Annotated in this window: 19 protein-coding genes; 7 read left to right on the top strand and 12 right to left on the bottom strand. The window is 62.6% G+C overall.

All coding sequences use genetic code 11. The features are described from left to right. The first annotated feature begins 121 nt into the window (after positions 1 to 121). Positions 122 to 1,198: a 4-hydroxyphenylpyruvate dioxygenase gene (hppD, locus tag ABVN19_RS10500; protein WP_028946128.1), complete on the top strand. Its 1,077-nt coding sequence runs from the start codon at positions 122 to 124 to the stop codon at positions 1,196 to 1,198. Positions 1,199 to 1,255: 57 nt separating this feature from the next. On the opposite strand, the gene ABVN19_RS10495 is transcribed toward hppD, so the two are convergent. Together ABVN19_RS10495 and ABVN19_RS10490 are read right to left on the bottom strand one after the other, a co-directional pair. Beyond that, positions 1,256 to 2,056, bottom strand: a complete 801-nt coding sequence (locus tag ABVN19_RS10495) for a CSS-motif domain-containing protein (RefSeq protein ID WP_028946129.1) — start codon at positions 2,054 to 2,056, stop codon at positions 1,256 to 1,258. Positions 2,057 to 2,169: 113 nt separating this feature from the next. Next, positions 2,170 to 2,874: a type 1 glutamine amidotransferase domain-containing protein gene (locus ABVN19_RS10490; protein ID WP_028946130.1), complete on the bottom strand. Its 705-nt coding sequence runs from the start codon at positions 2,872 to 2,874 to the stop codon at positions 2,170 to 2,172. Between the two features lie 150 nt (positions 2,875 to 3,024). Between ABVN19_RS10490 and ABVN19_RS10485 the strand changes: the two genes are divergently transcribed. After that, positions 3,025 to 3,483, top strand: a complete 459-nt coding sequence (locus ABVN19_RS10485) for a nucleoside deaminase (RefSeq protein ID WP_105642429.1) — start codon at positions 3,025 to 3,027, stop codon at positions 3,481 to 3,483. Between the two features lie 22 nt (positions 3,484 to 3,505). On the opposite strand, the gene ABVN19_RS10480 is transcribed toward ABVN19_RS10485, so the two are convergent. The 10 genes from ABVN19_RS10480 to ABVN19_RS10435 all read right to left on the bottom strand — a co-directional run bounded on the left by ABVN19_RS10480 (position 3,506) and on the right by ABVN19_RS10435 (position 16,857). After that, a complete protein-coding gene (locus ABVN19_RS10480) occupies positions 3,506 to 4,465 on the bottom strand; it encodes a lysylphosphatidylglycerol synthase domain-containing protein (RefSeq protein ID WP_028946132.1) in 960 nt (319 codons plus the stop codon). Then, positions 4,462 to 5,673 carry a cardiolipin synthase ClsB gene (gene clsB / locus ABVN19_RS10475; protein ID WP_105642428.1) on the bottom strand — a complete coding sequence of 404 codons (1,212 nt, stop codon included), beginning with the start codon at positions 5,671 to 5,673 and terminating at the stop codon, positions 4,462 to 4,464. Before clsB ends, ABVN19_RS10480 begins: the two co-directional genes overlap by 4 nt. Continuing rightward, positions 5,670 to 6,452, bottom strand: a complete 783-nt coding sequence (locus ABVN19_RS10470; RefSeq protein WP_036990403.1) for an endonuclease/exonuclease/phosphatase family protein — start codon at positions 6,450 to 6,452, stop codon at positions 5,670 to 5,672. Before ABVN19_RS10470 ends, clsB begins: the two co-directional genes overlap by 4 nt. Beyond that, on the bottom strand, positions 6,449 to 8,086 hold the full coding sequence (locus ABVN19_RS10465) for an ATP-binding protein (RefSeq protein ID WP_028946135.1): 1,638 nt from the start codon (positions 8,084 to 8,086) through the stop codon (positions 6,449 to 6,451). The genes ABVN19_RS10470 and ABVN19_RS10465 overlap by 4 nt, the downstream gene beginning before the upstream one ends. A gap of 120 nt (positions 8,087 to 8,206) precedes the next feature. Continuing rightward, positions 8,207 to 9,262: a tetratricopeptide repeat protein gene (locus tag ABVN19_RS10460; RefSeq protein ID WP_028946136.1), complete on the bottom strand. Its 1,056-nt coding sequence runs from the start codon at positions 9,260 to 9,262 to the stop codon at positions 8,207 to 8,209. A 201-nt stretch (positions 9,263 to 9,463) separates the two neighbouring features. After that, entirely contained in the window at positions 9,464 to 10,888 is a 1,425-nt protein-coding gene (locus ABVN19_RS10455) for an efflux transporter outer membrane subunit (protein WP_028946137.1), read from the bottom strand. Then, the gene (locus tag ABVN19_RS10450) at positions 10,885 to 14,064 is read right to left on the bottom strand and encodes an efflux RND transporter permease subunit (RefSeq protein WP_028946138.1); all 3,180 of its coding nucleotides are present in this window, start codon (positions 14,062 to 14,064) and stop codon (positions 10,885 to 10,887) included. The genes ABVN19_RS10455 and ABVN19_RS10450 overlap by 4 nt, the downstream gene beginning before the upstream one ends. 12 nt (positions 14,065 to 14,076) lie before the next feature. Next, entirely contained in the window at positions 14,077 to 15,318 is a 1,242-nt protein-coding gene (gene mexE / locus ABVN19_RS10445; protein WP_028946139.1) for a multidrug efflux RND transporter periplasmic adaptor subunit MexE, read from the bottom strand. Between the two features lie 262 nt (positions 15,319 to 15,580). Further along, on the bottom strand, positions 15,581 to 15,877 hold the full coding sequence (locus tag ABVN19_RS10440) for a DUF4189 domain-containing protein (protein WP_028946140.1): 297 nt from the start codon (positions 15,875 to 15,877) through the stop codon (positions 15,581 to 15,583). Between the two features lie 65 nt (positions 15,878 to 15,942). After that, a complete protein-coding gene (locus tag ABVN19_RS10435; protein WP_028946141.1) occupies positions 15,943 to 16,857 on the bottom strand; it encodes a LysR family transcriptional regulator in 915 nt (304 codons plus the stop codon). A gap of 301 nt (positions 16,858 to 17,158) precedes the next feature. On the opposite strand from ABVN19_RS10435, the gene speB reads away from it, so the two are divergent. The 5 genes from speB (at position 17,159) to betA (ending at position 23,086) form a co-directional block, all read left to right on the top strand. Then, positions 17,159 to 18,130 carry an agmatinase gene (speB, locus tag ABVN19_RS10430; RefSeq protein ID WP_028946142.1) on the top strand — a complete coding sequence of 324 codons (972 nt, stop codon included), beginning with the start codon at positions 17,159 to 17,161 and terminating at the stop codon, positions 18,128 to 18,130. A 14-nt stretch (positions 18,131 to 18,144) separates the two neighbouring features. Next, entirely contained in the window at positions 18,145 to 19,653 is a 1,509-nt protein-coding gene (locus tag ABVN19_RS10425; RefSeq protein ID WP_028946143.1) for an aldehyde dehydrogenase family protein, read from the top strand. Between the two features lie 97 nt (positions 19,654 to 19,750). Further along, entirely contained in the window at positions 19,751 to 19,930 is a 180-nt protein-coding gene (locus tag ABVN19_RS10420) for a hypothetical protein (RefSeq protein WP_028946144.1), read from the top strand. After that, a complete protein-coding gene (locus ABVN19_RS10415) occupies positions 19,927 to 21,396 on the top strand; it encodes a cytosine permease (RefSeq protein WP_028946145.1) in 1,470 nt (489 codons plus the stop codon). Before ABVN19_RS10420 ends, ABVN19_RS10415 begins: the two co-directional genes overlap by 4 nt. Positions 21,397 to 21,400: 4 nt before the next feature. Further along, positions 21,401 to 23,086, top strand: a complete 1,686-nt coding sequence (gene betA / locus ABVN19_RS10410) for a choline dehydrogenase (RefSeq protein WP_028946146.1) — start codon at positions 21,401 to 21,403, stop codon at positions 23,084 to 23,086. Positions 23,087 to 23,277: the final 191 nt, after the last annotated feature.

The raw sequence follows: 23,277 nt of genomic DNA, 5'->3' as shown, positions 1-23,277 counted from the left end.
TGATCTATGGTGACTACCTCGCACGCAGTGTGAGGGGCATCTCCTGCGCGCCGCCATCTTCGCTCGACATCGATAGCAAGTAATCACTGTTTTTAGCGCTTTGATGATGAGGTAACGAGTAATGGCTGACATTTTTGAAAACCCGATGGGCCTGATGGGCTTTGAATTCATCGAGTTCGCATCGCCCACCCCTGGCGCCCTTGAGCCGATCTTCCAAATCATGGGCTTTACCAAGGTCGCGACCCACCGCTCCAAGGACGTACACCTGTACCGTCAGGGCGGTATCAACCTGATCCTGAACAACGAACCGAAAAGTATCGCCTCCTACTTTGCCGCCGAACATGGCCCGTCGGTTTGTGGCATGGCCTTTCGCGTTCGCAACGCTCATCAAGCCTACGCTCGCGCACTGGAACTCGGTGCCCAGCCGGTGGAGATCGAGACCGGCCCGATGGAGCTGCGCTTGCCGGCGATCAAGGGCATCGGCGGTGCGCCGCTGTACCTGATCGACCGTTTCGAAGAAGGCAGCTCGATCTACGATATCGACTTCAACTTCATCGAAGGTGTCGACCGTCATCCGGTAGGCGCGGGCCTGAAGATCATCGATCACCTGACCCACAACGTCTACCGCGGGCGCATGGCCTACTGGGCGGCGTTCTACGAGAAGCTGTTCAACTTCCGTGAAATCCGCTACTTCGACATCAAGGGCGAATATACCGGCCTGACCTCCAAGGCGATGACTGCACCAGACGGCATGATCCGTATCCCGCTCAACGAAGAGTCGTCCAAGGGCGCCGGGCAGATCGAAGAGTTTCTCATGCAGTTCAATGGCGAGGGCATCCAGCACGTGGCGTTCCTCACCGACGACCTGCTCAAGAGCTGGGATGCGCTGAAGAAGATGGGCATGCGCTTCATGACGGCGCCGCCGGAAACCTACTATGAAATGCTCGAAGGGCGCCTGCCAGGTCATGGCGAACCGGTTGGCGAACTGCAGGCCCGGGGTATTCTGCTCGATGGCTCTTCGCAGCCGGACGACAAGCGCTTGTTGCTGCAGATTTTCTCGGAAACCCTGATGGGGCCGGTATTCTTCGAGTTCATTCAACGCAAGGGCGATGATGGCTTCGGCGAAGGCAACTTCAAGGCATTGTTCGAGTCGATCGAACGCGACCAGGTACGTCGCGGTGTATTGAACGCCGAGTAAGCGTCACCGATAGACAAAAAGGCCATTGAGGGTTTCCTCAATGGCCTTTTTTGTACCTCACCGCGGGCGAGGTGCAGGGGCTCGTTTTCTTCTGAACATGGCCCAATAGGCAACGGCAGAGGTCATGATGCCAACCAGCAGCAGCGAGGGCAAAGTCGCTGTAACCGCCTGTTGTATCGAGCGTCGGGTGTAGGTGTCCGGGTAGCCGGCATGCACGGTATAGCGGTATTGCTTGGAAACCAACTGCAGCGTGTCTTCTTCATGATTCGGTGTTTGCTCGAATGTGCCGTTCCCGGTAGCCCAGACATATTGCGGGCCGAACTGCAGGTTCAGCACCACCTCGTTCTGGAAGCCCAGCAGTTCACGTTGCAACACTTGAAGGTTGGCCAGCGCCAGCACGCCGTAGGGGTATTCCTGCAGTCGATAGATCAGCACGCCGGCGTCAGGCGTGGCCTCTCCGCTGGGGTCTACGCGCAGGCGCATATCGAGAAAGCTGCCCGGATCGATCACCCGCTGGTAATCGCCGTACAACGTGCTGCAAAAAACGCGGTTTTCCTTTACCAGCATCAGCGAGCGTACATTGGGCTGCCTGATTGCGGTCTGCCGCAACTCGGGCAGGGCGGTGTCGCACGACTCCTGGGCCAGAGCCAGTGCCTGGCTACTTGCCGCATGCAACGTACTCATGACGTGATCAATGGCGTAAATCGCTTCGCGTGCAGTGACTTCGATCGTTTCATCCTGCTTGCGTTCGACTTGCAGTGCAAGCACCAGCAAGCCACAGGCAACAGGGGCCAGGCCAATCAACAGCGTTATCAGGAATTCGACCAGACTGCGGCCGGCGTAGGAGTGGGGAACCATGGACGTTTCGCCTTCATGCCAAAGTGTAAGCCCTGAGCATAAGGTCACAGGCAATGGGCCGCCTGTAGGCACCATTGTCGGTCCTTGTAGTCTTTGTAAGCGCAGCGTTGTCGTCAGCTGGGCTTTGCCCCTGCCAGCGCTTTGACCACCAGGTTCGCCACTGCACCCCCTGAGGCCGGATTCTGACCGGTGATCAGGCGGCCTTCCTTCTGGTCGGCAATGGCAAAGGCCTGCCAGGGATCTTCTGCCTTGCGGTAAAGCCCGCCCCGGGCACCCAGCTCGGTTTCGGTCAGGTAGGGCACGACCTTGTCGAGCTCGGCCAGTTGCTCCTCGACGTTGGAGAACCCGGTCACTTCGCGGTCCTTGACCAGCAACGTATTGTCGCTGAGCTTGATGTTGAGCAGCCCGACAGCGCCGTGGCACACCGACGCCACCACGCCGCCGGCCTCGAAGATCTTGCGGGCCAGCTCCTGCAGGCCGGTGTTCTCCGGAAAGTCCCAGATCACGCCATGGCCGCCGGCATAGTAGATGGCCACGTAGTCCTGTGCCTTGACCTGGCCGGGGCTCAGGGTCGTGCCCAGGCGATTCATGAACGCCTTGTCGTTGTACCAGGACCAGTCGATATCCTGGGCCATGCTCAGACTGTGCGGGTCGATGGGGACATAGCCGCCCGCAGGGCTGACGTAGTCGACCTTGTAGCCCGCCTTTTCGACTGTATCGGCGAAATGGACGGCTTCACCCAGCCACAGCCCGGTGGGGCGCTTGAGCGTCGGGTATTTGGCCGTATTGGTCAGGACTACCAGCATTTTCTTGCTCATCACCAGGCTCCCTTCACTGGATCGGACCCGGTACGCCCGGATCACCGAGGAAAACCTCTACAGCATAGTAGTGACTGGCCTGGACGCCATTGCTCGGACGCTATGCTAGCCTTCACCCGTCCAACGTATGAACGCGAGAGTTGAACCACTATGAGCAACCCGGCAACGCAAACGGATGAATTCATGCAGGCGGCAATCGACGAAGCCCGCCAGGGACTGGCCGAAGGAGGCATTCCGATCGGTTCAGTGATCGTCCACAAGGGGCGCATCATCGGCCGTGGGCACAACCGTCGGGTGCAATCCGGCAGTGCAATCCTGCATGGCGAAATGGATGCCCTGGAGAATGCCGGTCGCCAGCCGGCCACGGTGTATGCCGAGTCAACTCTGTACACCACCTTGTCACCCTGTGCGATGTGCAGCGGCGCCATCCTGCTGTACGGGATCAAGCGGGTGATCGTGGGCGAGCACCAGACGTTCATGGGCGAGGAAGATCTGCTCAAGTCCCGGGGCGTGAGCCTTGAAGTGCAGCACAATGCGGCCTGCATCAGCATAATGAATGATTTCATTGCCGCCCGTCCCGAACTCTGGGACGAAGACATCGGCCGCTAGCGCCGGCCCCCACCGCGTGTGCTCAGCCAGTGCTGCCTGAGCGCGCCCCTCGGGTGCGCTGACTGGCCAGGCGTTCGAGCACCAGGTAGACCAGGCCTGCCACCATCAACGGCAATAGGAAGTACACCGCCCGGTAGCCGATCAGTGCTGCCAGCAGGGTACCCTTGCTGAAGCTGCCTTGCAGCAGGGTAAGGAACACCGTTTCCAGTACACCCAGTCCCGCCGGTATATGGGTGATCACCCCAGCGATACTGCTGATCAACAACACCGCCAGGATCGTCGGATAACCGACCTTGTCCGGGAGCAGGCTGTACACCACCCAAGCCATCAGCGCCCAGTTGCAGGCGCCCATCACTGCCTGCAGTGCTGCCATCTTCAGCGATGGCAGGCTGATCTCGTGGCCGCGCAGTTGCCAGGTGCGACGCCGTGCAAAGCGGCAGGCCAGTAGATAGGCAGCGGCCAGCACCAGCAACAGCACACCGATCAGGCGCAGGCCGTTGCTGCCGATTTCGAGCCCCGCAGGCAAGCGCGGCAAGCCGCAGACAAACAAGGCGCCGGCCAGGATGAAATAACCGAGCCAGTTGGTGACAAGCCCCAGGCTGAGAATCCTGGTGATGGTGGCCACCGGTAGGCCAAGACGCGAGTACAGGCGGTAGCGCAAGGCAATGGCTCCCACCCAGGCGCTGAGATTGAGGTTGAACGCATAGCACACGAAGGCCAGCGGCAGTACCTGGCGCGCCGGTAGCGAATGGCCGGTGTAGCGCCGTCCGATCAGATCGAAACAGCTGAACAGGGCAAAGCTGCAGGCGCTGACCAGTACAGCCAACGCCAGTGTCTGCCAGCGGTAGGCGACCAGGGCGTGGCGCACTTCCTGCCAGTCCAGATTCTTGAGCAAAGAGAACAGCAACACCGGCACCAGGATGAAGAACGCCAGGGTCAGGGCTTTTCGGGCGAGTTGCCAGCGCTTGCCGTGCATGTTCATGTCGTCTTGCCTGCGGGTTGATGATCGGCTGGCAAGGCCTTGAGGCGCAACACGTGTGCGGGTAGCCAGCCGACCATGGCCGGGAAGTGGCGGATAAAGTGAAAGCTCAGGAAGATCAGTGGCGCACGCCACCAGTAGCCGCGCAGGACACGCTGCAGGCTCACCGGTTTGCAGCGGTGTCTGCACAATTCCTGCAGGTGCTCGTGCAAACGCTCATTGAGGGCCTGGTCGTGGATCATCAGGTTGGCCTCGAGGTTCAACGACAAGCTCAAGGGGTCGAGGTTACTTGAGCCCACCGTTGACCAGTGGTGGTCGATCACGGCCACCTTGCCATGCAGCGGTCGTTCGCAGTACTCGAAGATCCGCACGCCGTCGCGCAGCAGGTAGTTGTACAGCAGGCGCGAACACAGGCGCACCAGCGGCATGTCCGGCATGCCTTGCAGCACCAGGGTGACCTTGACGCCGCGTCGGGCGGCATTGCGCAGGGTGCGCAGCAGGCGATAGCCGGGGAAGAAATAGGCATTGGCAATGATGATGCGCTCGCGCGCGGCGCCAATGGCCTTGAGGTAGTGGCGCTCGATGTCGTTGGGGTGGTCCAGGTTGTCGCGGATGCTCAAGGTCATGCTGGCCTGGGTGCTGTCGGCGGCCAGGGGCAGGGCGCGTTGCCACCAACGGTGGCTGCGACGCCGCAACTGGGCGGATTCGGCCAGCAACGTCAGGGTGGCCTGGCGCAAGTCGGCCACGATGGGGCCCCGGACTTGTACGGCGTAGTCCTGCTTGGCCATGGGGCCGAAGTCGGCCAGGTGATCGGCGCTGTAGTTAATGCCGCCGACAAAGCCGACCTCGCCGTCGATCACCAGGATCTTGCGGTGCAAGCGACGGAACAGGTTGGTGCGCATGCCCAGGCGTTTGGGACGTGGATCGAATGCCAGCAGCTGCACGCCGACATCGTACAGGGCCTTGAGGTAATCGTGACTGAGGTCGGCGGTGCCATAGCCGTCAACCAGCATCTGTACCCGTACGCCACGGCGTGCGGCGTCGATCAGCAACTGCTGCAGTTGGCGGCCGACCTTGTCTTCGAAAATGATGAAGGTTTCCAGCAGGATCTCTTCGCGCGCCTGTTCAATGGCGGCGAAGGCACTGGGGAAATAGTCCTCGCCATTGATCAACAACCGGACCTGGTTATCGGTACGCCATTGCTCGTTCACCAGCGCACCTCCACGGCCAGGGGCAAGTGATCGGACAGGTGCGTCCAGGGTTTGCGGGCCATGACCTTGGGCGCATGGGCCCGAGCGTTGCGCAAGTAGATACGATCCAGGCACAGCAGCGGCCAACGGGCTGGAAAGCTGCGGGCCGGGCGACCATAGGCCTGGGTGAAGACTTCATGCAGGCCGCAGCCTGCCAGGGTTGCATCCGCACGCCGGCGCCAATCGTTGAAGTCGCCGGCAACAATGACCGGTGCCGTCGGGGGCAGGCTATCGAGCAGCTGACACAACAGGCGTACCTGTTGCTGGCGCTGGCGTTCGTCAAGGCCCAGGTGCACACAAATGGCGTGCAGCTCCATCGCGCCGGGCAGTGTCAGCACCGAGTGCAGCAAGCCACGTTGCTCACTGCCTTTGACACTCACGTCCAGATTGCTGTGGCGCACGATCGGGTACTTGGACAGCAGGGCGTTGCCGTGCTCGCCATCGGGATACACCGCATTGCGCCCGTAGGCGAACACCGGCCATAGGCTGTCGGCGAGAAACTCGTACTGCGGTACATCCGACCAGTTGCGGTGACGGCGCCCATGTCGACGGTGGCTGCCGAGCACTTCCTGGAGAAACACCAGGTCGGCATCTTCGCTGCGCACGGCTTCGCGCAGTTCGGGCAGTACATAGTGACGATTCAGGGCGCTGAAGCCCTTGTGGACGTTTACCGTCAGCACCCGCACATGGTCTACGGCCGGGGCCGCAGCCAGCGATTCCTTGGGCTGCGCCTGACTCATGGTGGGGACACCTTGCCCAGCATCTGCGTGACCTTGGCTGCCAGTTGGGAAAATGCGAAGGGCTTGCTGATCATCTGCATCCCGGGGTCCAGAAAACCGCCCCGGGCGAGGGCGTTCTCGGCATAGCCGGTGATAAACAGCACTCTGAGGCCCGGGCGCAGCTTGCGGGCGATCTCGGCCAGTTGCCGTCCATTCATGCCCGGCAGGCCGACATCGCTGACCAGAAGCATTACTGCAGCATCGGAGCGCAACAGCGCCAGGGCTGCATTGGCGGTGTCCACAGCAACACAGGGGTAGCCGTGTTCCTCAAGGGCCTGCTGTACCAATATGCGTACCGTGGCATCGTCTTCGACGATCAGTACCTTGCCGCCCGGTTCCTTGTTCACCAAGGGGGCTGGCGTGGGCTTGCCTGCTGGAGACTGCGGTTCGTCCGGGCGGGGCAGATAGAGGTCGACCCGCGTGCCATGGCCAATCTGGCTGAAGAGGGCGACATGCCCCCGCGACTGTTTACTGAAGCCGTACACCATCGAGAGCCCCAGGCCCGTGCCCTGGCCGATGGGCTTGGTGGTGTAGAACGGATCGAAGGCGCGGTCCAGTGTGCTTTGCGGCATGCCGCAGCCATTGTCGGCGATGCTCAGGCGTACATAGTCACCGGCGGGCAGGGCGTGGCCACCAAACTGGGTACCATCGAGGTGTTGATTGCTGGCCCTGATGGTCAATTCGCCGCCGTTGGGCATGGCATCGCGGGCGTTCTGCAACAGGTTGTTGACGACCTCTTGCAATTGCAGCGGGTCGACCTGGACGGGCCACAACTGCGGTTCGCACTCGACCGTCAAGGTAGTGTGCTGGCCCAGCAATGACGTGAGCCGCTCGCTGTGCAGCAGGTCAGGCAGTTGCACCGTGTGGGCATCGAGCGACTGTCGGCTGGAGAATGCCAGCAGGCTATGGGTCATGCTGGCGGCACGGCGCACGGCCTGCTGGCTCAGTTCAAGCAGTGTGGGCAACGCATCGAAGCGGCCCTGCTGCAGGCGTTTACCGATCAGCTCCAGGCTACCGCCAATACCGGTGAGCAGGTTGTTGAAGTCGTGGGCAACGCCACCGGCCAACTGGCCGATGGCTTCCATCTTCTGCGCCTGGCGCAGGTATTGCTCGTCTTCGCGCAGCTGGCGCAACTGTTCTTCCACCCGGCTTTGCAGGCCGCTCAGCGCCAGCCCGTGACTTCGGGCCTGGTATTGGCGGCGACGGGCGCGCAATGAGGATTGCGTCAAGGCCAGCAACGAGCCGGGGTCGAACGGGCAGGGCAGCAAGAACAGGTTGCCCAGGGCGCTGTGGGTGTCCTGGGCGGGAGGGTGTTGCGAGTCGCTCGGGCCGGTCAGCAAGACCACGGGCAGATCCGACCAGTCCGGTTGCTGGCCAATGTACTGGTGCAGGGGGGATTGGGTGCTGCCATCCAGGGCACTGTCGGCAACGATGGCCAGCCCGGCACCTTGCCCCAGCGCAGACCCCAGTTCGTCCATGGTTTGCGCGGCCAGGGTCTCGATACCCGCCTTGTCGAGCAGGTCGAAGGCCAACCGGCTCAACTGGGCGGGTGCCAGAATCAGCGCTCGTTCTCCGTAGGGCATTGAATCGGCCACAGGGATCTCCTTTGACAGGGCACAGGCAGCCGCCGCGGTTGCGGTTATTTCGCTGCACTATCACTGGACCACAGGGGCGATGAGGGGGTTCAACCGAAATGCCCGATGGTTGCGGGCTGTCTACAGGCCCTGTTGCACCAGTGGGTCATCGGGATTCAACTGCTCGAGCTGGGCCAGCAGGATCTGGACATTCTGCAACTGACCGGTTTCTTTCCAGTACTCGATCAGCAGCACCCGGGCCTTGCGGTTGGCCGGGTCGTGGACAAGGATGGTTTCCAGCTGCTTCTGCGCGGCATCCACTTGTTCGAGCTGGTGCAGGCTGGTGGCCAGGGTGTAGCGGTAGTCGTTGTTGTCGGGTTCAAGCTCCAGGGCGCGGGCGAACGCCAGCAGGGCATATTCGTCCTGGCCGTGCCGCAGCAGCCAGCGGCCGAGTTCGTGCTGCAGGAAGGCGGAGTCCGGTCGTTGTTGCAACGCCTTGGCCAGCACCTGGCGCGAGGCGTCGGTCTGCCCCTGGCGCTCCAGCAGTTCTACCTGGGTGGCCAGGGCCTGCAGGTTTTCAGGGTCCAGCTGCAGGGCACGGTCCAACGCGCCGGCGGCCTCCTGGTAGCTGTTGTCATGAAGGTACAGTCGGGCCAGGTGAAGTTGCGCCGCGGTATCGTCGGCTTTTTGCGCCAGCGCTTGCTGGTAACGCACCAGGGCATGCTGCAGCGGGCCGAAGTACAGGCCGATTTCGTCCGGGCCGAGGCCCAGCAGGGCATCGACCACGGCAAAGCGCACACTTTGATCTTCATCGTCGAGCATGGGGCCAAGCACCAGGCTGCGCTGGGCCCCGGGCAGCATCGCCTGAATACTGGCGATAGCGGCGCGGCGCACCAACGGGTCGTCATGCTGCACGTCGCGGCTGGCCAGCTTCAGCGCCAGTGGCGAGGGGTAGTTGGGTAATTCGGCATACAGGCTTGCACGGCGAATGGCCGAAAGGTCGCTGCGCCCCAGCTGTTGATACAGCACCCTGGCCGCGCCGGGCTGGCCGTTGTGGGCCATGGCCAGTGCCTTGGTATAGCTGTGCTTGAGTGTTGGGGCTGGCGCCGGCGAGTCGTCACGCCAGAAATACCCCCCAAGGCCCAGGATAACGAGCAGGACCAGGCTGGCGAGGGCGTATTGGCGTTGTTTCGACATGGATGGATCCGGGACACGCGGCGAACAAAGGTGTCAGCTTGTGTCAGTGGGCGGCTGGCGTCAAATCAGCGGTGCCAACCGTGTGGCCACAGCTTGGCGGCAATGGCGACCCAAGCACAGGGCCCTGGCACAAAAAAGCCCCGCGAGCGGCAGCAGGCGGGGCAAAGGGCCGGTCAGAAACCAACCAAAGGAGACGTTGAATCAGTTCACGGCAGCGACGCTTTCAGCCTGCCAGCCACCACCCAGGGCCTTGTAGATGGCGACGATGCCGCGGTACAGGTCGACCTCGCCCTGGGCCTGTGCATCTTCGGCGCTCAGCCGTTCACGCTCGGCGTCGAGCAGTACCAGGTAATCCACAGTGCCTTCGCGGTAGCGGATCGAGGCAAGGTCGGCGGCCTTGCGGCTGGCTTCGCTCTGGCGCAGCAGGGCCAGCAGGCGTTGCTGGCGCTTGCTGTAGTCGCTGAAGGCGTTCTCTGACTCTTCAAGGGCCAGCAGCACCTGCTGCTCGTAGTTGGCCAGCGCGCCCTCGGCATCGGCATTGGCGCCGCGCAGGCGTGCCCGCACGCTACCCAGGTCAAAGGCCGCCCAGGTAATGCTCGGGCCCAGGGCCCAGGCTTGTGCGGCAGACGACCCCAGTTGCGAGCCACGGGCGGCGGTAAAACCGAGGAACCCGCTCAGGCTGACCCGTGGGAACAGGTCGGCGGTGGCCACGCCAATGTTGGCGGTGGCTGCTGCCAGCTGGCGCTCGGCGCTGCGGATGTCGGGGCGGCGCTTGAGCAGCTCGCCCGGATCACCAACCGGCAGCGCCTTGGCGATGGCCGGTAGCTGCGCGGGCGACAGGTCGACGCCCAGGGCGTCGGGGCGCTGGCCCAGCAAGGTAGCGATACGATTGCGTGCGCGTACCTGTTCGGCCTGCAACTGCGGTACGGTGGCTTCCACTTCCGCCAGGCGTGCATCGGCACGCACCACGTCGAGGTCGTTGCCTACTCCTGCATCGCGCAGGGTTTCGGTGATGCCACGCGAATCCTGCTGGGTCTTGAGGTTGGCCAGGGCAATTTTCTCGCGCAGTTGCGCACCGCGCAGTTGCCCGTAGGCATCCACCAGTTCGGCGATCAGGCTGACCTGCAGTTGTTGCAAGTCGGCCTGGGCGGCGTCCTGCTGGGCCTCGCTGGCCTCCAGCTGGCGCTGGATGCGGCCGAACAGGTCAAGCTCCCAGGCCATGTCCAGGCCCAGGTCATAGCGCTCGCTATTGACCCGATCCTCTGTCTGGCCCGGAATCTGCCCCTTGCCCAGCTCACTGCTGGCCCGGCTGGTGACGGTGGGCAAGGCGTCATTGCTGACATCGTCGCGAATCGCCCGGGCGGCCTTGAGGCGGGCAAAGGCCACGCGCAGTTCCCGGTTGCCCTGCAGCGACTGGCTGACCAGTTGGTTGAGCACCGGGTCGTCAAACTGCTTCCACCAGATGCTTTCAAAGCGGCTGCGGTCGAAAGCGGTTTTGGCGCTTGGCTCGTTGGCAGCGGTCAATTGCGCCGCCGCGGTGTCCGGGGTCTTGTAGTCCGGGCCGACGGCGCAGGCCGCCAGCGCCAGCACCAGTAGGCTGGGTGCCATCAATTTCAGGTGGTTCATGCGTGGCTCTCCAGCTTCAGCACACGGGCCGCCTTGCGGGCCTGGCTGCGTTCGACATAACGGCGGATCAGTACAAAGAACACAGGCGTCAGCAGCAGGCCGAAGAAGGTCACCCCGATCATCCCGGAGAACACCGCCACACCCATGGCATGACGCATTTCGGCACCGGCACCGGAGGAGAACACCAGCGGTACCACACCCATGATGAAGGCAATCGAGGTCATCAGGATCGGCCGCAGGCGCAGGCGGCAGGCTTCCAGCACCGCAGCCAGCGGGTCGAGGCCTTCGGCCTGCTTGTCCTTGGCAAACTCGACGATCAGGATGGCGTTCTTGCACGCCAGCCCCACCAGTACGATCAGGCCGATCTGGGTGAAGATATTGTTGTCACCGCCCGACAGGATCACCCCAGTGATCGCCGAGAGCAGGGTCATCGGCACAATCAGGATCACTGCCAGTGGCAGGCTCCAGCTTTCGTACTGGGCCGCCAGCACCAGGAAGGCCAGTAGTACGCAGAGCGGGAACACGAACAGCGCGGTGTTGCCGGCCAGGATCTGCTGGTAGGTCAGTTCGGTCCATTCAAAGGTCATGCCGTTGGGCAGTTCTTCCTTGAGCAGTTTCTCGATGGCCTGTTCCGCCTGGCCGGAGCTGTAGCCCGGGGCTGCGGCGCCGTTGATCTCGGCGGTAATAAAGCCGTTGTAGTGCATCACGCGGTCAGGCCCGGAGGTATCGCTGACCTTGATGAAGGTCGCCAGCGGGATCATCTCGCCCTGGTTGTTGCGCACCTTCAACTGGCCGATCTGCTCGGCGTCGAGACGGAACTGCTGTTCGGCTTGGACGTTGACCTGGTAGGTGCGGCCAAAACGGTTGAAGTCGTTGGCGTACAGCGAACCCAGGTAGATCTGCAGGGTGTCGAAGATATCGCTGATGGCCACACCATGGGTCTTGGCCTTTTCCCGGTCGATGGCGGCATCGACCTGCGGCACGTTGACCTGGTAGCTGGTGAACAACCCGGCCAGCTCCGGCACGTTTTGGCTCTTGGCGATGATGTTCTGGGTTTCCTTGTACAGCGCTTCGTAACCCAGGTTGCCACGGTCCTCGATCTGCAGGCGGAAACCACCGATTGTGCCCAGCCCTTGTACGGGTGGCGGCGGGAAGATAGCAATATAGGCTTCCTGGATATCGGCGTACTGCGCGTTCAGTGTGGCGGCAATCGCCGCAGCCGACTGGCTGGGGTCCTTGCGCTGGTCGAACGACTTGAGCGAGACGAATACGATGCCGCTGTTGGGGCTGTTGGTGAACCCATTGATCGAGAGCCCCGGGAATGCGATGGAGTCGGCGACACCGGGTTGCTTCAGGGCAGCCTCGCTCATCTTCTTGATCACCGCCTCGGTGCGGTCGAGGCTGGCCGCGTCCGGCAACTGGGCGAAGGCCACCAGGTACTGCTTGTCTTGCGCCGGCACGAAACCGGTCGGCGTCGAAGAGAAGCCCAGCCAGGTCATGACGATCAGGCCGCCGTACACGAACAGGGCGATGCCGCTGCTGCGGATGACCCGGCCGACGGCGCCGACATAGCTGTGGCTGGCACGGTCGAAGAAGCGGTTGAACGGGCCGAACAACCAGCCACCGAACAGGCGCTCCAGCATCCGGGAGAAACGGTCCTTGGGCGCGTGGTGTTCCTTGAGCAGTACCGCTGCCAGCGCAGGCGACAGGGTCAGCGAGTTGAAGGCCGAGATCACCGTCGAAATGGCGATGGTCAGGGCGAACTGCTTGTAGAACTGCCCGGTAAGGCCGGAAATGAAGGCTGCCGGCACGAACACGGCGCACAGCACCAGGGCCGTGGCGATGATAGGCCCGGTCACTTCGCCCATGGCCTTTTGCGTGGCTTCCAGGGGTTTTAGCCCCAGGCCGATATTACGCTCGACGTTTTCCACTACCACGATGGCGTCGTCCACCACGATGCCGATGGCCAGCACCAGGCCGAACAGCGACAGGGCGTTGAGAGAGAAACCGAACAGGTGCATTACCGCGAAGGTACCGATCAGCGAAACCGGTACAGCCACCAGCGGAATGATCGAGGCGCGCCAGGTCTGCAGAAACAGGATCACTACCAGTACTACCAGCACCAGGGCTTCGAACAGGGTGTGGACCACCGCCTCGATGGAGCCGCGCACGAACACGGTCGGGTCATAGACGATGCTGTAGTCCATGCCTTCGGGGAAGTCCTTCTTCAGCTCGGCCATTTTCGAGCGCACTTCATCGGAGATCTCGATGGCATTGGAGCCCGGGCGCTGGAAGATCGGGATGGCCACGGCCGGCTGGTTGTTGAGCAAGGAGCGCAGGGCGTACTGGCTCGATCCCAATTCGACCCGGGCGATGTCCTTGAGGCGGGTAATTTCGCCATCGGCGCCGGAGCGGATGATGATGTTCTCGAATTCTTCTTCACTGACCAGGCGGCCCTGAGTGTTCACCGACAACTGGAAGCTGGTGCTGCCGGGCGCGGGTGGGGCGCCGAGCTGGCCGGCGGCCACTTGGCGGTTCTGCTCGCGGATGGCGGCGACCACGTCGCTGGCAGTGAGGTTGCGCGAAGCGGTCTTGTTCGGGTCCAGCCATACCCGCAGGGAGTAATCGCCCATGCCGAACAGTTGCACATCGCCGACACCGCCCAGGCGTGCCAGTTCGTCCTTGATATTGAGAATGGCGTAGTTGGACAGGTAGAGCATGTCGTAGCGGTTATCGGGCGAGGTCAGGTGCACGACCATGGTCAGGTCGGGCGAGGCCTTGTCGACGGTGATACCGATACGGGTGACTTCCTCGGGCAGCTTGGGCTGGGTTCGGGTCACGCGGTTCTGCACCTGCACCTGGGCGTTGTCCAGGTCGGTGCCCAGGGCGAAGGTGATGGTCAGGGTCAGCTTGCCGTCAGCGGTGGACTGCGAGGACATGTACAACATGTTCTCAACGCCGGTGATGGCCTGCTCCAACGGCGCTGCGACGGTTTCGCCGATCACCTTCGGGTTGGCACCGGGGAAGTTGGCCCGCACGACAACGGTGGGCGGTACCACTTCCGGGTATTCGCTGATCGGCAGCTGGAACAGCGAGATGCTGCCGGCAATCAGAATCAGCAGCGACAGCACCGCGGCGAAGATCGGCCGGGTAATAAAGAACGTGGAAAAATTCATCGGACCGATTCCTTAACCGCGCGGTGCCGAGGCACTGGCGAGCTTGACGGTGGCAGGGGCAGCAGGTTTGCCCGGGTTGCTGGCTTCCAGCGCCTGGCGTTGCTGGGCGAGGGCGGCGATGGTCGCTTCGCTGGCCATCGGGGTGTCCTGCGGGTCGACTGGTGAGCCTGGGCGTACACGCTGCAGGCCCTTGACCACGATGCGGTCCTCTTTGCTCAGGCCGCTGCGCACGATACGCAGGCCCTCGAGCTTGGGACCCAATTCGACGGCGCGATAGGCGGCGTTGTTGTCTTTGTCCATCACCAGCACGAACTTCTTGCCAAGGTCGGTGCCCACGGCTTCGTCGTTGATCAACACCGCCGAGTAGGTGGCGCTGCCCACCAGCTTGAGGCGCGCATACAGGCCGGGGGTGAACTCGCCGTTGCTGTTGTCGAACACCGCGCGGCCCCGGATGGTGCCGGTCTTGGGGTTGACCTGGTTGTCGACGAAGTTCATCTGGCCCAGGTGCGGATTGCCGGTTTCGTTGGACAGGCCCAGGTACACCGGGGTGCTCTGGCCGCGCTGACCGTCGCGGGCCAGCTGGGTGTACTTGAGGTATACGCGCTCGTCGGCATCGAAGTAGGCGTAGACCTTGTCGGTGGATACCACACTGGTCAGTGGGGTGACGTCGGCGGTGACGATATTGCCGGCGGTGAACTGGGCGCGGCTGACCTGGCCACTGATCGGCGCGGTGACGCGGGTAAAGCTGAGGTTCAGACGAGCCAGGTCCAATTGGGCCTGGATGGCGGCGACACCGGCGCGGGCTTCGGCGGCTGCGCTGGTGCGCGACTCGGCAAGCTCGGCGGAGATGGCGTTGCTGGTACGCAAGCGCTCACCGCGGCGTGCTTCGTTTTCACTGCGGCTTGCTGTAGCGCGGGCTTGCTGCAACTGGGCTTCAAGGCGGCGGACCTCGGCCTGGAATGGGCGCGGGTCGATCTGGAACAGCAGATCGCCTTTCTTGACCTGGGCGCCTTCGGTAAAGGCGACCAAGTCGACCTGGCCGGAGACGCGTGGCCGCACTTCTACCGTTTCGGGTGCCTCAAGGCGACCGGTGAACTCGTCCCATTCGTTGATCGGTTGCTCCAGCACCTTGGCCACGCTGACCTTGGTCGCCGTCGGGGCCTGAACGGCCTCTGGGGTGCGACCACAGGCACTCATCACCAGTACTGCCAATAGAGCCAGGGGGTATCGCAAAGGTTTGAGTGACTGTTCCATGGGGTAATCCGCCAATTTATTGAGAATGGGCGGATTCTGCGATTTGTAACTATTAACAACGAATCGAACGGGGCGAAGGTAACTATCACTGGGAATGATAGGAACCGGAATGGAGCTGCCTGAACCACGACTGCTGCGCAGCCTATCGCAGCCTCGTACCTCGGCAGCGGTTACGGCAAACCGCTGTAGCCGCTGGCGCCAGCCTGCGATCGGCCGCGCAGCGGTCGTGCCTTCAGGACCATTGCGCTGGCGACTGCTGCGCTTACTTGCACTCGGCCAATACCACCTTGCAGGTGCGTGGCGTACCACCCGAGCGCCCGGCATAGCGTATGCAGTTGTTGAGCGATTTTTGTCGGGCAATGGGCAGGGTGTTGCCCCAGGCCAGGCCGCCCTCGCCGGCAGTGGGCACGGCTTTGGCGTAGCAGGCCGAACCTGCGTTGGCCGCCAGGTAGCGGGCCTTGGGTGGTTTGCTGGAGCAGCCTGCCGTCAATGCAAGGCTGATGGCGAGCAGGGAGGGGATCAGCAGTGACGAGCCGCTGAGTGACGGGTGGAAGGTCATGCTGTGTCCTCTTTGCAAGGCCCGTGTCTGCACAGGGTAGAGCTGAGTGTAACTGCTCAGTGCGTTCAGGCGTGCCCAGGCTGCTGCGTGCAGGCGTTCAGGTCTTCGAGGAACGCGCGCAGTATCGGTGGTGGCGTTACGCCGCGACGGGTAATGACGTCGAACGGTGATGTCAGGTCCAGTGTGCTGGCGCCCAGGCGGCGCATTTCTCCAGTCTTGACCCACTGCTCGGCGAAATGTACGGGGAGGAAGCCGATATACGCACCGGAGATGATCAGGATCGCCGCCGCCTCGATGTTCTCGACGGTGGCCGCGGCCTTGGTCATGCCCAGTTGCTCCAGATCGTACTCATGCATGTAGCCGCGCACGACGATACGGCAGGCGCGAACTTCTTCGAGCAGGCGGCCGTTCGATGCTTTGCTGGCGTGCAGCGGATGGCGACGGCCACAGTAGAGTCCCAGGGCTTCGTTGTAGAGGGGCAGATAGGACAGCCCCGATACGCGCAGGGGGAAGTGACCGATGGCCAGGTGCAGGCGACCGTCGAGCACACGCTCCTCCAGCTCGGCAGGGGCACCGATGTAGATGTGCAGGTGGGCGTCGTGGCCGCGCGAGACAAAGCGCTGGGTGGTACGAGGCAACGGCGAGTCGGGGTCGGTCAGGGTGGAGTCGATGATGCCCAGGTTGAGTTTGCCGCTGATGTGCTGCTTGAGGACGTCGGCGTCCAGGCAGAAGCTCTCGACCGCGCTAAGCAGGCGCACGGTGGCCTCATGGATGGCCACGCCTTGCTCGGTCAGACGAAAGCCACTGCGCCCGCGTTGGCACAGCTTGACCCCCAAACGGGTTTCCAGGTGGGTCATCTGTTCGCTGATCGTCGACTGACCGGCATTCAGCGCGGCCTGCGCCGCGGAAAAGCCACCGCACCTGACGATGGTGGTGAAAACCCTGAGCAATTTAAGGTCGACATCGTGGAGCTGAATCACCATCGCCTCCCGACTGGGCATCACATCGTGACAGCTGATATGAACGCACCGGCTTTGTTGTTTTTTTCAAGCTAACCACGCGCATGGGTCGACCGCAATGCCTGGTTTCTGAAAATGCACCGGGTACCAGTGTGGGTGATTTGCCGATAACCCTCATTCATTCGAATACTTCGGATTCGCCGATGTATGCATCTGCACTTGCGGATTTTTCCATGTCTGGCCTGCCGCCATAGTGGTTGCAACGGAGGTCGAGCAGTCGCCCCGTCTCCTGACCAGAACAATAACGTGGAGAAACTCGAACATGGCAAAGCACGGTTATGAATCCGGCCGTCTGAACCTGCCCTTCGTGGGCCATTGCACCTTCGCCAAGTCGCCCATTTGCACAGATTGGGCAGCCATTGATGCCGACGTGGCGATCCTTGGCGCGCCCAACGACATGGGGACCCAATGGCGATCTGGGGCACGCTTCGGACCACGCGGTATCCGCGAGGCCTCGACGCTGTTCTCGTTCGGCCATGCCGGTGCCTACGACTTTGAAGATGACGCCACCTACCTGACCGATGACCAGTTGCGCATGGTCGATGTCGGCGATGCCGATATCGTTCACACCGACATGGCCACCAGCAATGCCAATATCGAGGCGGCTGTGCGCCAGATCCTCGCGGCAGGTGCCATGCCGGTGGTCCTGGGCGGTGACCACTCGATCCACGCCCCGGTGATCAAGGCCTTTGAAGGTCGCGGGCCGATCCACATCGTGCATTTCGATGCGCACCTGGACTTTGTCGATGAGCGCCACGGTGTCCGCTACGGCCACGGTAGCCCGCTGCGCCGCGCTTCGGAGCTGGATCATATCGTTGGCATGACCCAGATGGGCATCCGCAACGTGTCTTCCTCCAATCGCGACGACTACGATGCTGCCCGCGAAGCCGGGTCACAGATCCTCTCGGTGCGCGACGTGCGGCGCCTGGGCTGCGAAGGGGTGATGGCGAAGATCCCCGAGGGGCGTGATTACTACATCACCATCGACATCGACGGTTTCGACCCGTCCATTGCCCCCGGCACGGGGACACCGAGTCATGGCGGTTTCTATTACTACGAAGTGCTGGAAATCATCCAGGCGTTGGCCCGACGCAGCCAGGGCCGGATCGTCGGCATGGACCTGGTGGAAGTGGCGCCGGCCTACGATCCGGCGGGGGTCACCTCGATCCTGGCGGCGCAACTGCTGATGAATAGCATCGGTTTCATCTTCCACGCGCGCGCCAATGCCCGCTGATCCGGAGAATTCCCGTGGACAACAAGGTAAAAGCCTACCTGCAGGCCTTCGGCGTTTCCGAGGCGACCCAACGATTTCTCTCCAAGCCCCAGCGCATGTTCATCGACGGTGCCTGGCTCGAGGCGAGTGACGGCGCCAGTGCCGAGGTCATCGAGCCTTCCACCGAGGGTGTGCTGGCGCGAATCCCGATGGGCACCGGCGAAGACCTCGACCGTGCGGTGCGTGCCGCCCGCGCGCAGTTCGACGGCGGCCCCTGGAGCCAGCTCAAGCCGTTGGAGCGTGAACGTCTGATTCATCGACTGGCTGATCTGATCGACGCCAATGCCGAGGAACTTGCACAGATCGAATCCATCGACATGGGCAAGTCGGTCGTCCAGGCGCGTGCCGTGGATATCCAGGGCACGGTCGATACGCTGCGCTACTTTGCCGGCTGGGCCAGCAAGATTCACGGCCGTACCGTCGAACCCTCGCTGCCAGGCAACTACCTGGCCTACACCCGCAAAGAAGCGGTGGGCGTGGTAGGGGCCATCGTGCCCTGGAACTTCCCGTTGCAGACCATGGCCTGGAAGCTCGGTGCGGCCCTGGCGACCGGCTGCACGGTGGTGGTCAAACCGGCTGAGTTGACCTCGTTGTCCGCCTTGCGCTTCGCCGAGCTGGTCCAGGCGGCAGGGATTCCCGATGGCGTGCTGAACATCGTTACCGGGCGCGGCAGTGTGGTGGGCACGGCGATGTCCAGCCATCCGGGCATCGACAAGCTGAGCTTCACTGGCTCCACGCCGGTGGGGTGCTCGGTGGGCAAGGCGGCGATGGATCAGATGAAGCGTCTGACACTCGAGCTCGGTGGCAAGTCGCCGGTGATCGTCTTCGCCGATGCCGATATCGAGGCGGCGGCCGAGGCGGTCGCCAACGGCGTATTCTTCAACTCGGGGCAGGTGTGCGATGCGGGGACCCGCGCTTATGTCGAGCGCAGTATCTATCCGGCGTTCCTCGAAGCGCTGGCCAGGTACACGGCTACCTTGAAGATTGCCCCGGGCCTGGACCCGGACTGCTTCATCAGCCCCATGGTGTCGCGTCAGCAACAGCAGCGGGTGCTGGATTACATCGCCTTGGGCAAGGCCGAAGGGGCGCAGCTGTATTACGGTGGTGAACCGCTCGAGGGCCCTGGTTTCTTCGTGCAGCCGACGATCTTTGCTGACTGCAACAACGCCATGCGTATCGTGCGCGAAGAGATTTTCGGGCCGGTGCTGGTGACCATGCCTTTCGACAGTCAGGAACAGGCCCTGGCCCTGGCCAACGATTCCGCGTTCGGCCTGGCAGCGGCGATTTACTCCAATGACCTGGGCAGGGTCCACGGATTGATTCCGCAATTGCGTGCCGGAACCGTATACGTCAATGCCCACAGCACACTTGACCCCTCCATGCCGTTCGGTGGCTACAAACAATCGGGCTATGGCAAGGATATGGGCGCCGAACAACTGGAGTTCTTGCTGGAGACCAAGGCGGTCTGGATCACCTTGCCCTGAGGAACAGGGCAAGCCTGCGCCGCTGATGGTTGGCGGGCGGCGCGGGCTTTTCACATGCATCGTATTTCAAGAACAAGAACCTATCGAGGTGATGCCCATGAACAGCCAAGTGGATGTAGAGCGTGCGCAAGACCTGGACAGGCGCATACGCGCCTATGAAGAACTGGAGAGGAGGGCCGACTGGCCCGGGGCGCTGAGTGCCGGCGATTTCGTCGCACTGGCACTGCTGACGCTGGTGATGGTTGCCGGTGCCTACTTTGTGGGAGGCCATCCATGAACCCGTCCAGAGAGCAGGAATTTCGCCTCGGTGCCGAGCGTGGCGATACGCCGTTGCTGCCCAACGAGCGGGTGTGGGGCTTCTGGGGCTTCGCCTATGCCAACTCGGCGTTGGCTGTGGCCACCTGGGTGTTTTTGATCGGCGGTGCGACAGCGCTGTTTGTCGGGCCTTTGCAGGGCATCAGTGCGATCGTCATCGGTAACATCATCGGCGTGATTCTCGCAGCGTCTTCCACCTGCCTGCCGTGCGGCAAGTACGGTGTCGAGCAGTTCACTTACTTGCGCAGCATGTTCGGCCTCAACGGCAGCCGCCTGGTCTACATACTGGCTGTGGTCGTGCTGACCATGGGCTGGCTGGCGGTGCTGGGGCTGATGTGCGGGCGGGCACTGGATAACCTGGAGACCCTGGTGCAGCACAACCAGCCTGACGGCGACGGCTGGCTGGTGACGGCGGGCGCCTTGCTGGCCATCGTCCTTGCGGCGCTGGTCGCCATGCGCGGGCCGGACATGATCCGTCGGTTGAGCGCAGTGATCGCGCCCAGCCTGATCCTGATCATGCTGGCGCTGATGTACTTCATTTCCCAACGCTTCAGCTTCGCCGAACTGCTGGCCATGCCGCCATTGCAGCCGCCCTTTGCCGATCAGCGCATCAACTTCATGATCGCCGTGGAAATCAATATCGCAGCCGGGTTCTCCTGGTGGCCGTACATCGGCAACCTGTCGCGGTTGTGCAGTAACCAGCGTACTGCGTTCTGGCCCAACCTGGTGGGCATCTTCGGCGCCGCTGCACTGGGCGAAACCGTCAGCCTGTTCGCCGCCTCCACCCTGGGCAGCAGCGACCCTACCACCTGGATGCGCCTGGCCGGTGGCGTGGGGTTCGGCGTGGTGGCGCTGGGCTTCCTGGCGCTGGCCAACTTGACCGGTATGGTCAATATCCTCTACACGGCGGTCATCGGCCTGCGACAACTGGCAGGGGAGCGCTTGCGCAGCGTGCGCTGGGGGGCACTGATCGGGTTGTTCTGCGTGATTCCGGTCATCATCGTGCTGTGCTTTCCGGGCATCTACGACGGCTTCTTCATCTTTCTGGTATGGACCTCTGCGCTGAACAGTGCGCTGGCGGGGATCGGCATTGCCGATTACTTCTTCCTGCGTCACCAGCGCGTGAACCTGCGCCATGTCTATGCCGCGCAAGGCGCATCACCCGTGCGTTTCTGCGGGGGGTTCAACCCTATCGCATTGCTGGCGCTGGTGGCGGGATTCGCAATCTACGTGGTGGTGTTCAACCCGCAGACGCTGGCCTACACCAACTTCTTCACCTTCGCTACGGCATCGCTGCCGTCCTGCCTGCTGGCGGGGCTGGTTCACTACGGCCTGACCCGGCTGCTGGCAACGCGACTGGGCTGGGGCGGTTATCCCAAGGGCAATGAACGCAACATCGAGGCCCCAGGCTTCGGCGCAAAGGACTAAAACCATGAACAAGCATTATGACTACATCATCATCGGTGCAGGCTCTGCCGGCTGCGTTCTGGCCAACCGCCTGACCGAGGACGCCGGTACTTCGGTGCTGGTCCTGGAATTTGGCGGCAGCGACCGCAGTGTGCTGATCCAGATGCCCAGCGCCTTTTCATTACCGATGAATACCAAGAAGTACAACTGGCGCTACGAGACCGTCGCCGAACAGCACCTGGACGGTCGGCGCCTGCACTGCCCACGAGGCAAGGTGCTCGGTGGATCCTCCTCGATCAACGGCCTGGTCTACATCCGTGGCCACGCCTGTGATTTCGACGAATGGGAGAGCCTGGGCGCGAAAAACTGGGGCTATCGCAATTGCCTGCCCTATTTCAAGCGTGCCGAGACCTACAAGTTCGGTGGTGATGACTATCGCGGCGGCGCGGGGCCGCTGGCCACCAACAACGGCAACAACATGCAGAACCCGTTGTACGGCGCCTGGGTGGAAGCCGGTGCCGAGGCGGGCTATATCAAGACCGACGATTGCAATGGCTACATGCAGGAAGGCTTTGGGGCCATGCATATGACGGTGAAGGACGGTGTGCGCTGGTCCACCGCCAACGCCTACCTGCGCCCGGCCATGTCCCGCCCCAACCTGACCGTTGTCACCCATGCGATGACCCGGCGCATTCTCCTCGACGGCAAGCGTGCGGTGGGCGTGGAGTACGACGAAGGTGGCGTGACCCACAAGGTCTATTGCAACCGCGAGGTGCTGGTATCGTCCGGGCCGATCGGTTCGCCGCATCTGTTGCAGCGCTCTGGCATCGGTCCGCAAGCGGTGCTTGAAAAAGCCGGAATCGAGGTACGCCACCACCTGCCCGGGGTTGGCGAGAACCTTCAGGACCATTCGGAAATCTACATCCAGTACGCTTGCAAGGAGCCGGTGACGCTCAACGGCAAGATGAACCTGCTGGGCAAGGCGCTGATCGGTCTGCGCTGGCTGCTGTTCAAAGACGGCCTGGGTGCCAGCAACCACTTCGAGGCGGGTGGGTTCATTCGCTCGTCCAAGGGGCTGCGTTGGCCGGACATCCAGTTTCACTTCCTGCCGGCAGCCATGCGCTACGACGGTGACAAACCATTCAAGGGGCATGGATTCATGGTGCTGACCGGGCCCAACAAGCCCAAGAGCCGTGGCCATGTACGGGCGCTGTCGGCGGACCCTTATCAGCACCCGGAAATCCGCTTCAACTACCTGGAAAGTGAAGAGGATCGCGAGGGCTTCCGCCGCTGCGTGCGCCTGACGCGGGAAATCATCGCCCAGCCGGCCATGGACCGGTTCCGCGGCGAGGAGCTGGCGCCGGGGCCGCAGGTACAGACCGATGAACAGATCGACGCGTTCGTGCGTGCCAACATGGAAAGCACCATGCACCCCTGCGGCTCCTGCCGCATGGGCGAGGATGACATGGCCGTAGTCGATTCCTCACTGCGCGTACGTGGCCTGCAGGGGCTGCGGGTGATCGATTCTTCGGTGTTCCCCAGCGAGCCGAATGGCAACCTCAATGCACCGACGATCATGCTCGCCGAACGTGCCGCAGACCTGGTGCGCGGGCGCGAGCCCCTGGCGGCGGCCAATGTCCAGGTAGGCCTGGTCGAAGGGTGGGAGAAAGAGCAGCGCAGTCGTGCGCCCAAGCGCAAGGTGCGCGCCTGATCGCTATCGCCAGCGGCTACAAGCCCCGTAGTCGCTGGCGATAGCCTGCGATCGGCCGCGCAGCGGTCGTGCTCAGCCAACACCTGCCCAACCAAGGCGGACTGAATGCGTTCCATTGGAACGAAACCGCTACAGTGACCCCGAGCGCAGGGTTTATGACGCTTCAGCTCCGCTGGGATGCCTGAATATCC

Source organism: Pseudomonas vranovensis, assembly GCF_040438935.1.
Lineage (GTDB): Bacteria > Pseudomonadota > Gammaproteobacteria > Pseudomonadales > Pseudomonadaceae > Aquipseudomonas > Aquipseudomonas vranovensis.
The sequence above is the reverse complement of the archived record's forward strand: the minus strand, read 5'-3'. Positions and strand labels throughout refer to the sequence as shown.

Bases quoted from the DNA above. Each gene is read 5' to 3' on its own strand.
- speB (WP_028946142.1), top strand. From the start codon at position 17,159: ATGGCAAAGCACGGTTATGAATCCGGCCGTCTGAACCTGCCCTTCGTG.
- ABVN19_RS10490 (WP_028946130.1), bottom strand. From the start codon at position 2,874: ATGAGCAAGAAAATGCTGGTAGTCCTGACCAATACGGCCAAATACCCG.
- ABVN19_RS10495 (WP_028946129.1), bottom strand. From the start codon at position 2,056: ATGGTTCCCCACTCCTACGCCGGCCGCAGTCTGGTCGAATTCCTGATA.
- ABVN19_RS10455 (WP_028946137.1), bottom strand. From the start codon at position 10,888: ATGAACCACCTGAAATTGATGGCACCCAGCCTACTGGTGCTGGCGCTG.
- ABVN19_RS10450 (WP_028946138.1), bottom strand. From the start codon at position 14,064: ATGAATTTTTCCACGTTCTTTATTACCCGGCCGATCTTCGCCGCGGTG.
- hppD (WP_028946128.1), top strand. From the start codon at position 122: ATGGCTGACATTTTTGAAAACCCGATGGGCCTGATGGGCTTTGAATTC.
- ABVN19_RS10470 (WP_036990403.1), bottom strand. From the start codon at position 6,452: ATGAGTCAGGCGCAGCCCAAGGAATCGCTGGCTGCGGCCCCGGCCGTA.
- ABVN19_RS10415 (WP_028946145.1), top strand. From the start codon at position 19,927: ATGAACCCGTCCAGAGAGCAGGAATTTCGCCTCGGTGCCGAGCGTGGC.
- mexE (WP_028946139.1), bottom strand. From the start codon at position 15,318: ATGGAACAGTCACTCAAACCTTTGCGATACCCCCTGGCTCTATTGGCA.
- ABVN19_RS10460 (WP_028946136.1), bottom strand. From the start codon at position 9,262: ATGTCGAAACAACGCCAATACGCCCTCGCCAGCCTGGTCCTGCTCGTT.
- ABVN19_RS10420 (WP_028946144.1), top strand. From the start codon at position 19,751: ATGAACAGCCAAGTGGATGTAGAGCGTGCGCAAGACCTGGACAGGCGC.
- ABVN19_RS10480 (WP_028946132.1), bottom strand. From the start codon at position 4,465: ATGAACATGCACGGCAAGCGCTGGCAACTCGCCCGAAAAGCCCTGACC.
- ABVN19_RS10440 (WP_028946140.1), bottom strand. From the start codon at position 15,877: ATGACCTTCCACCCGTCACTCAGCGGCTCGTCACTGCTGATCCCCTCC.
- ABVN19_RS10485 (WP_105642429.1), top strand. From the start codon at position 3,025: ATGAGCAACCCGGCAACGCAAACGGATGAATTCATGCAGGCGGCAATC.
- betA (WP_028946146.1), top strand. From the start codon at position 21,401: ATGAACAAGCATTATGACTACATCATCATCGGTGCAGGCTCTGCCGGC.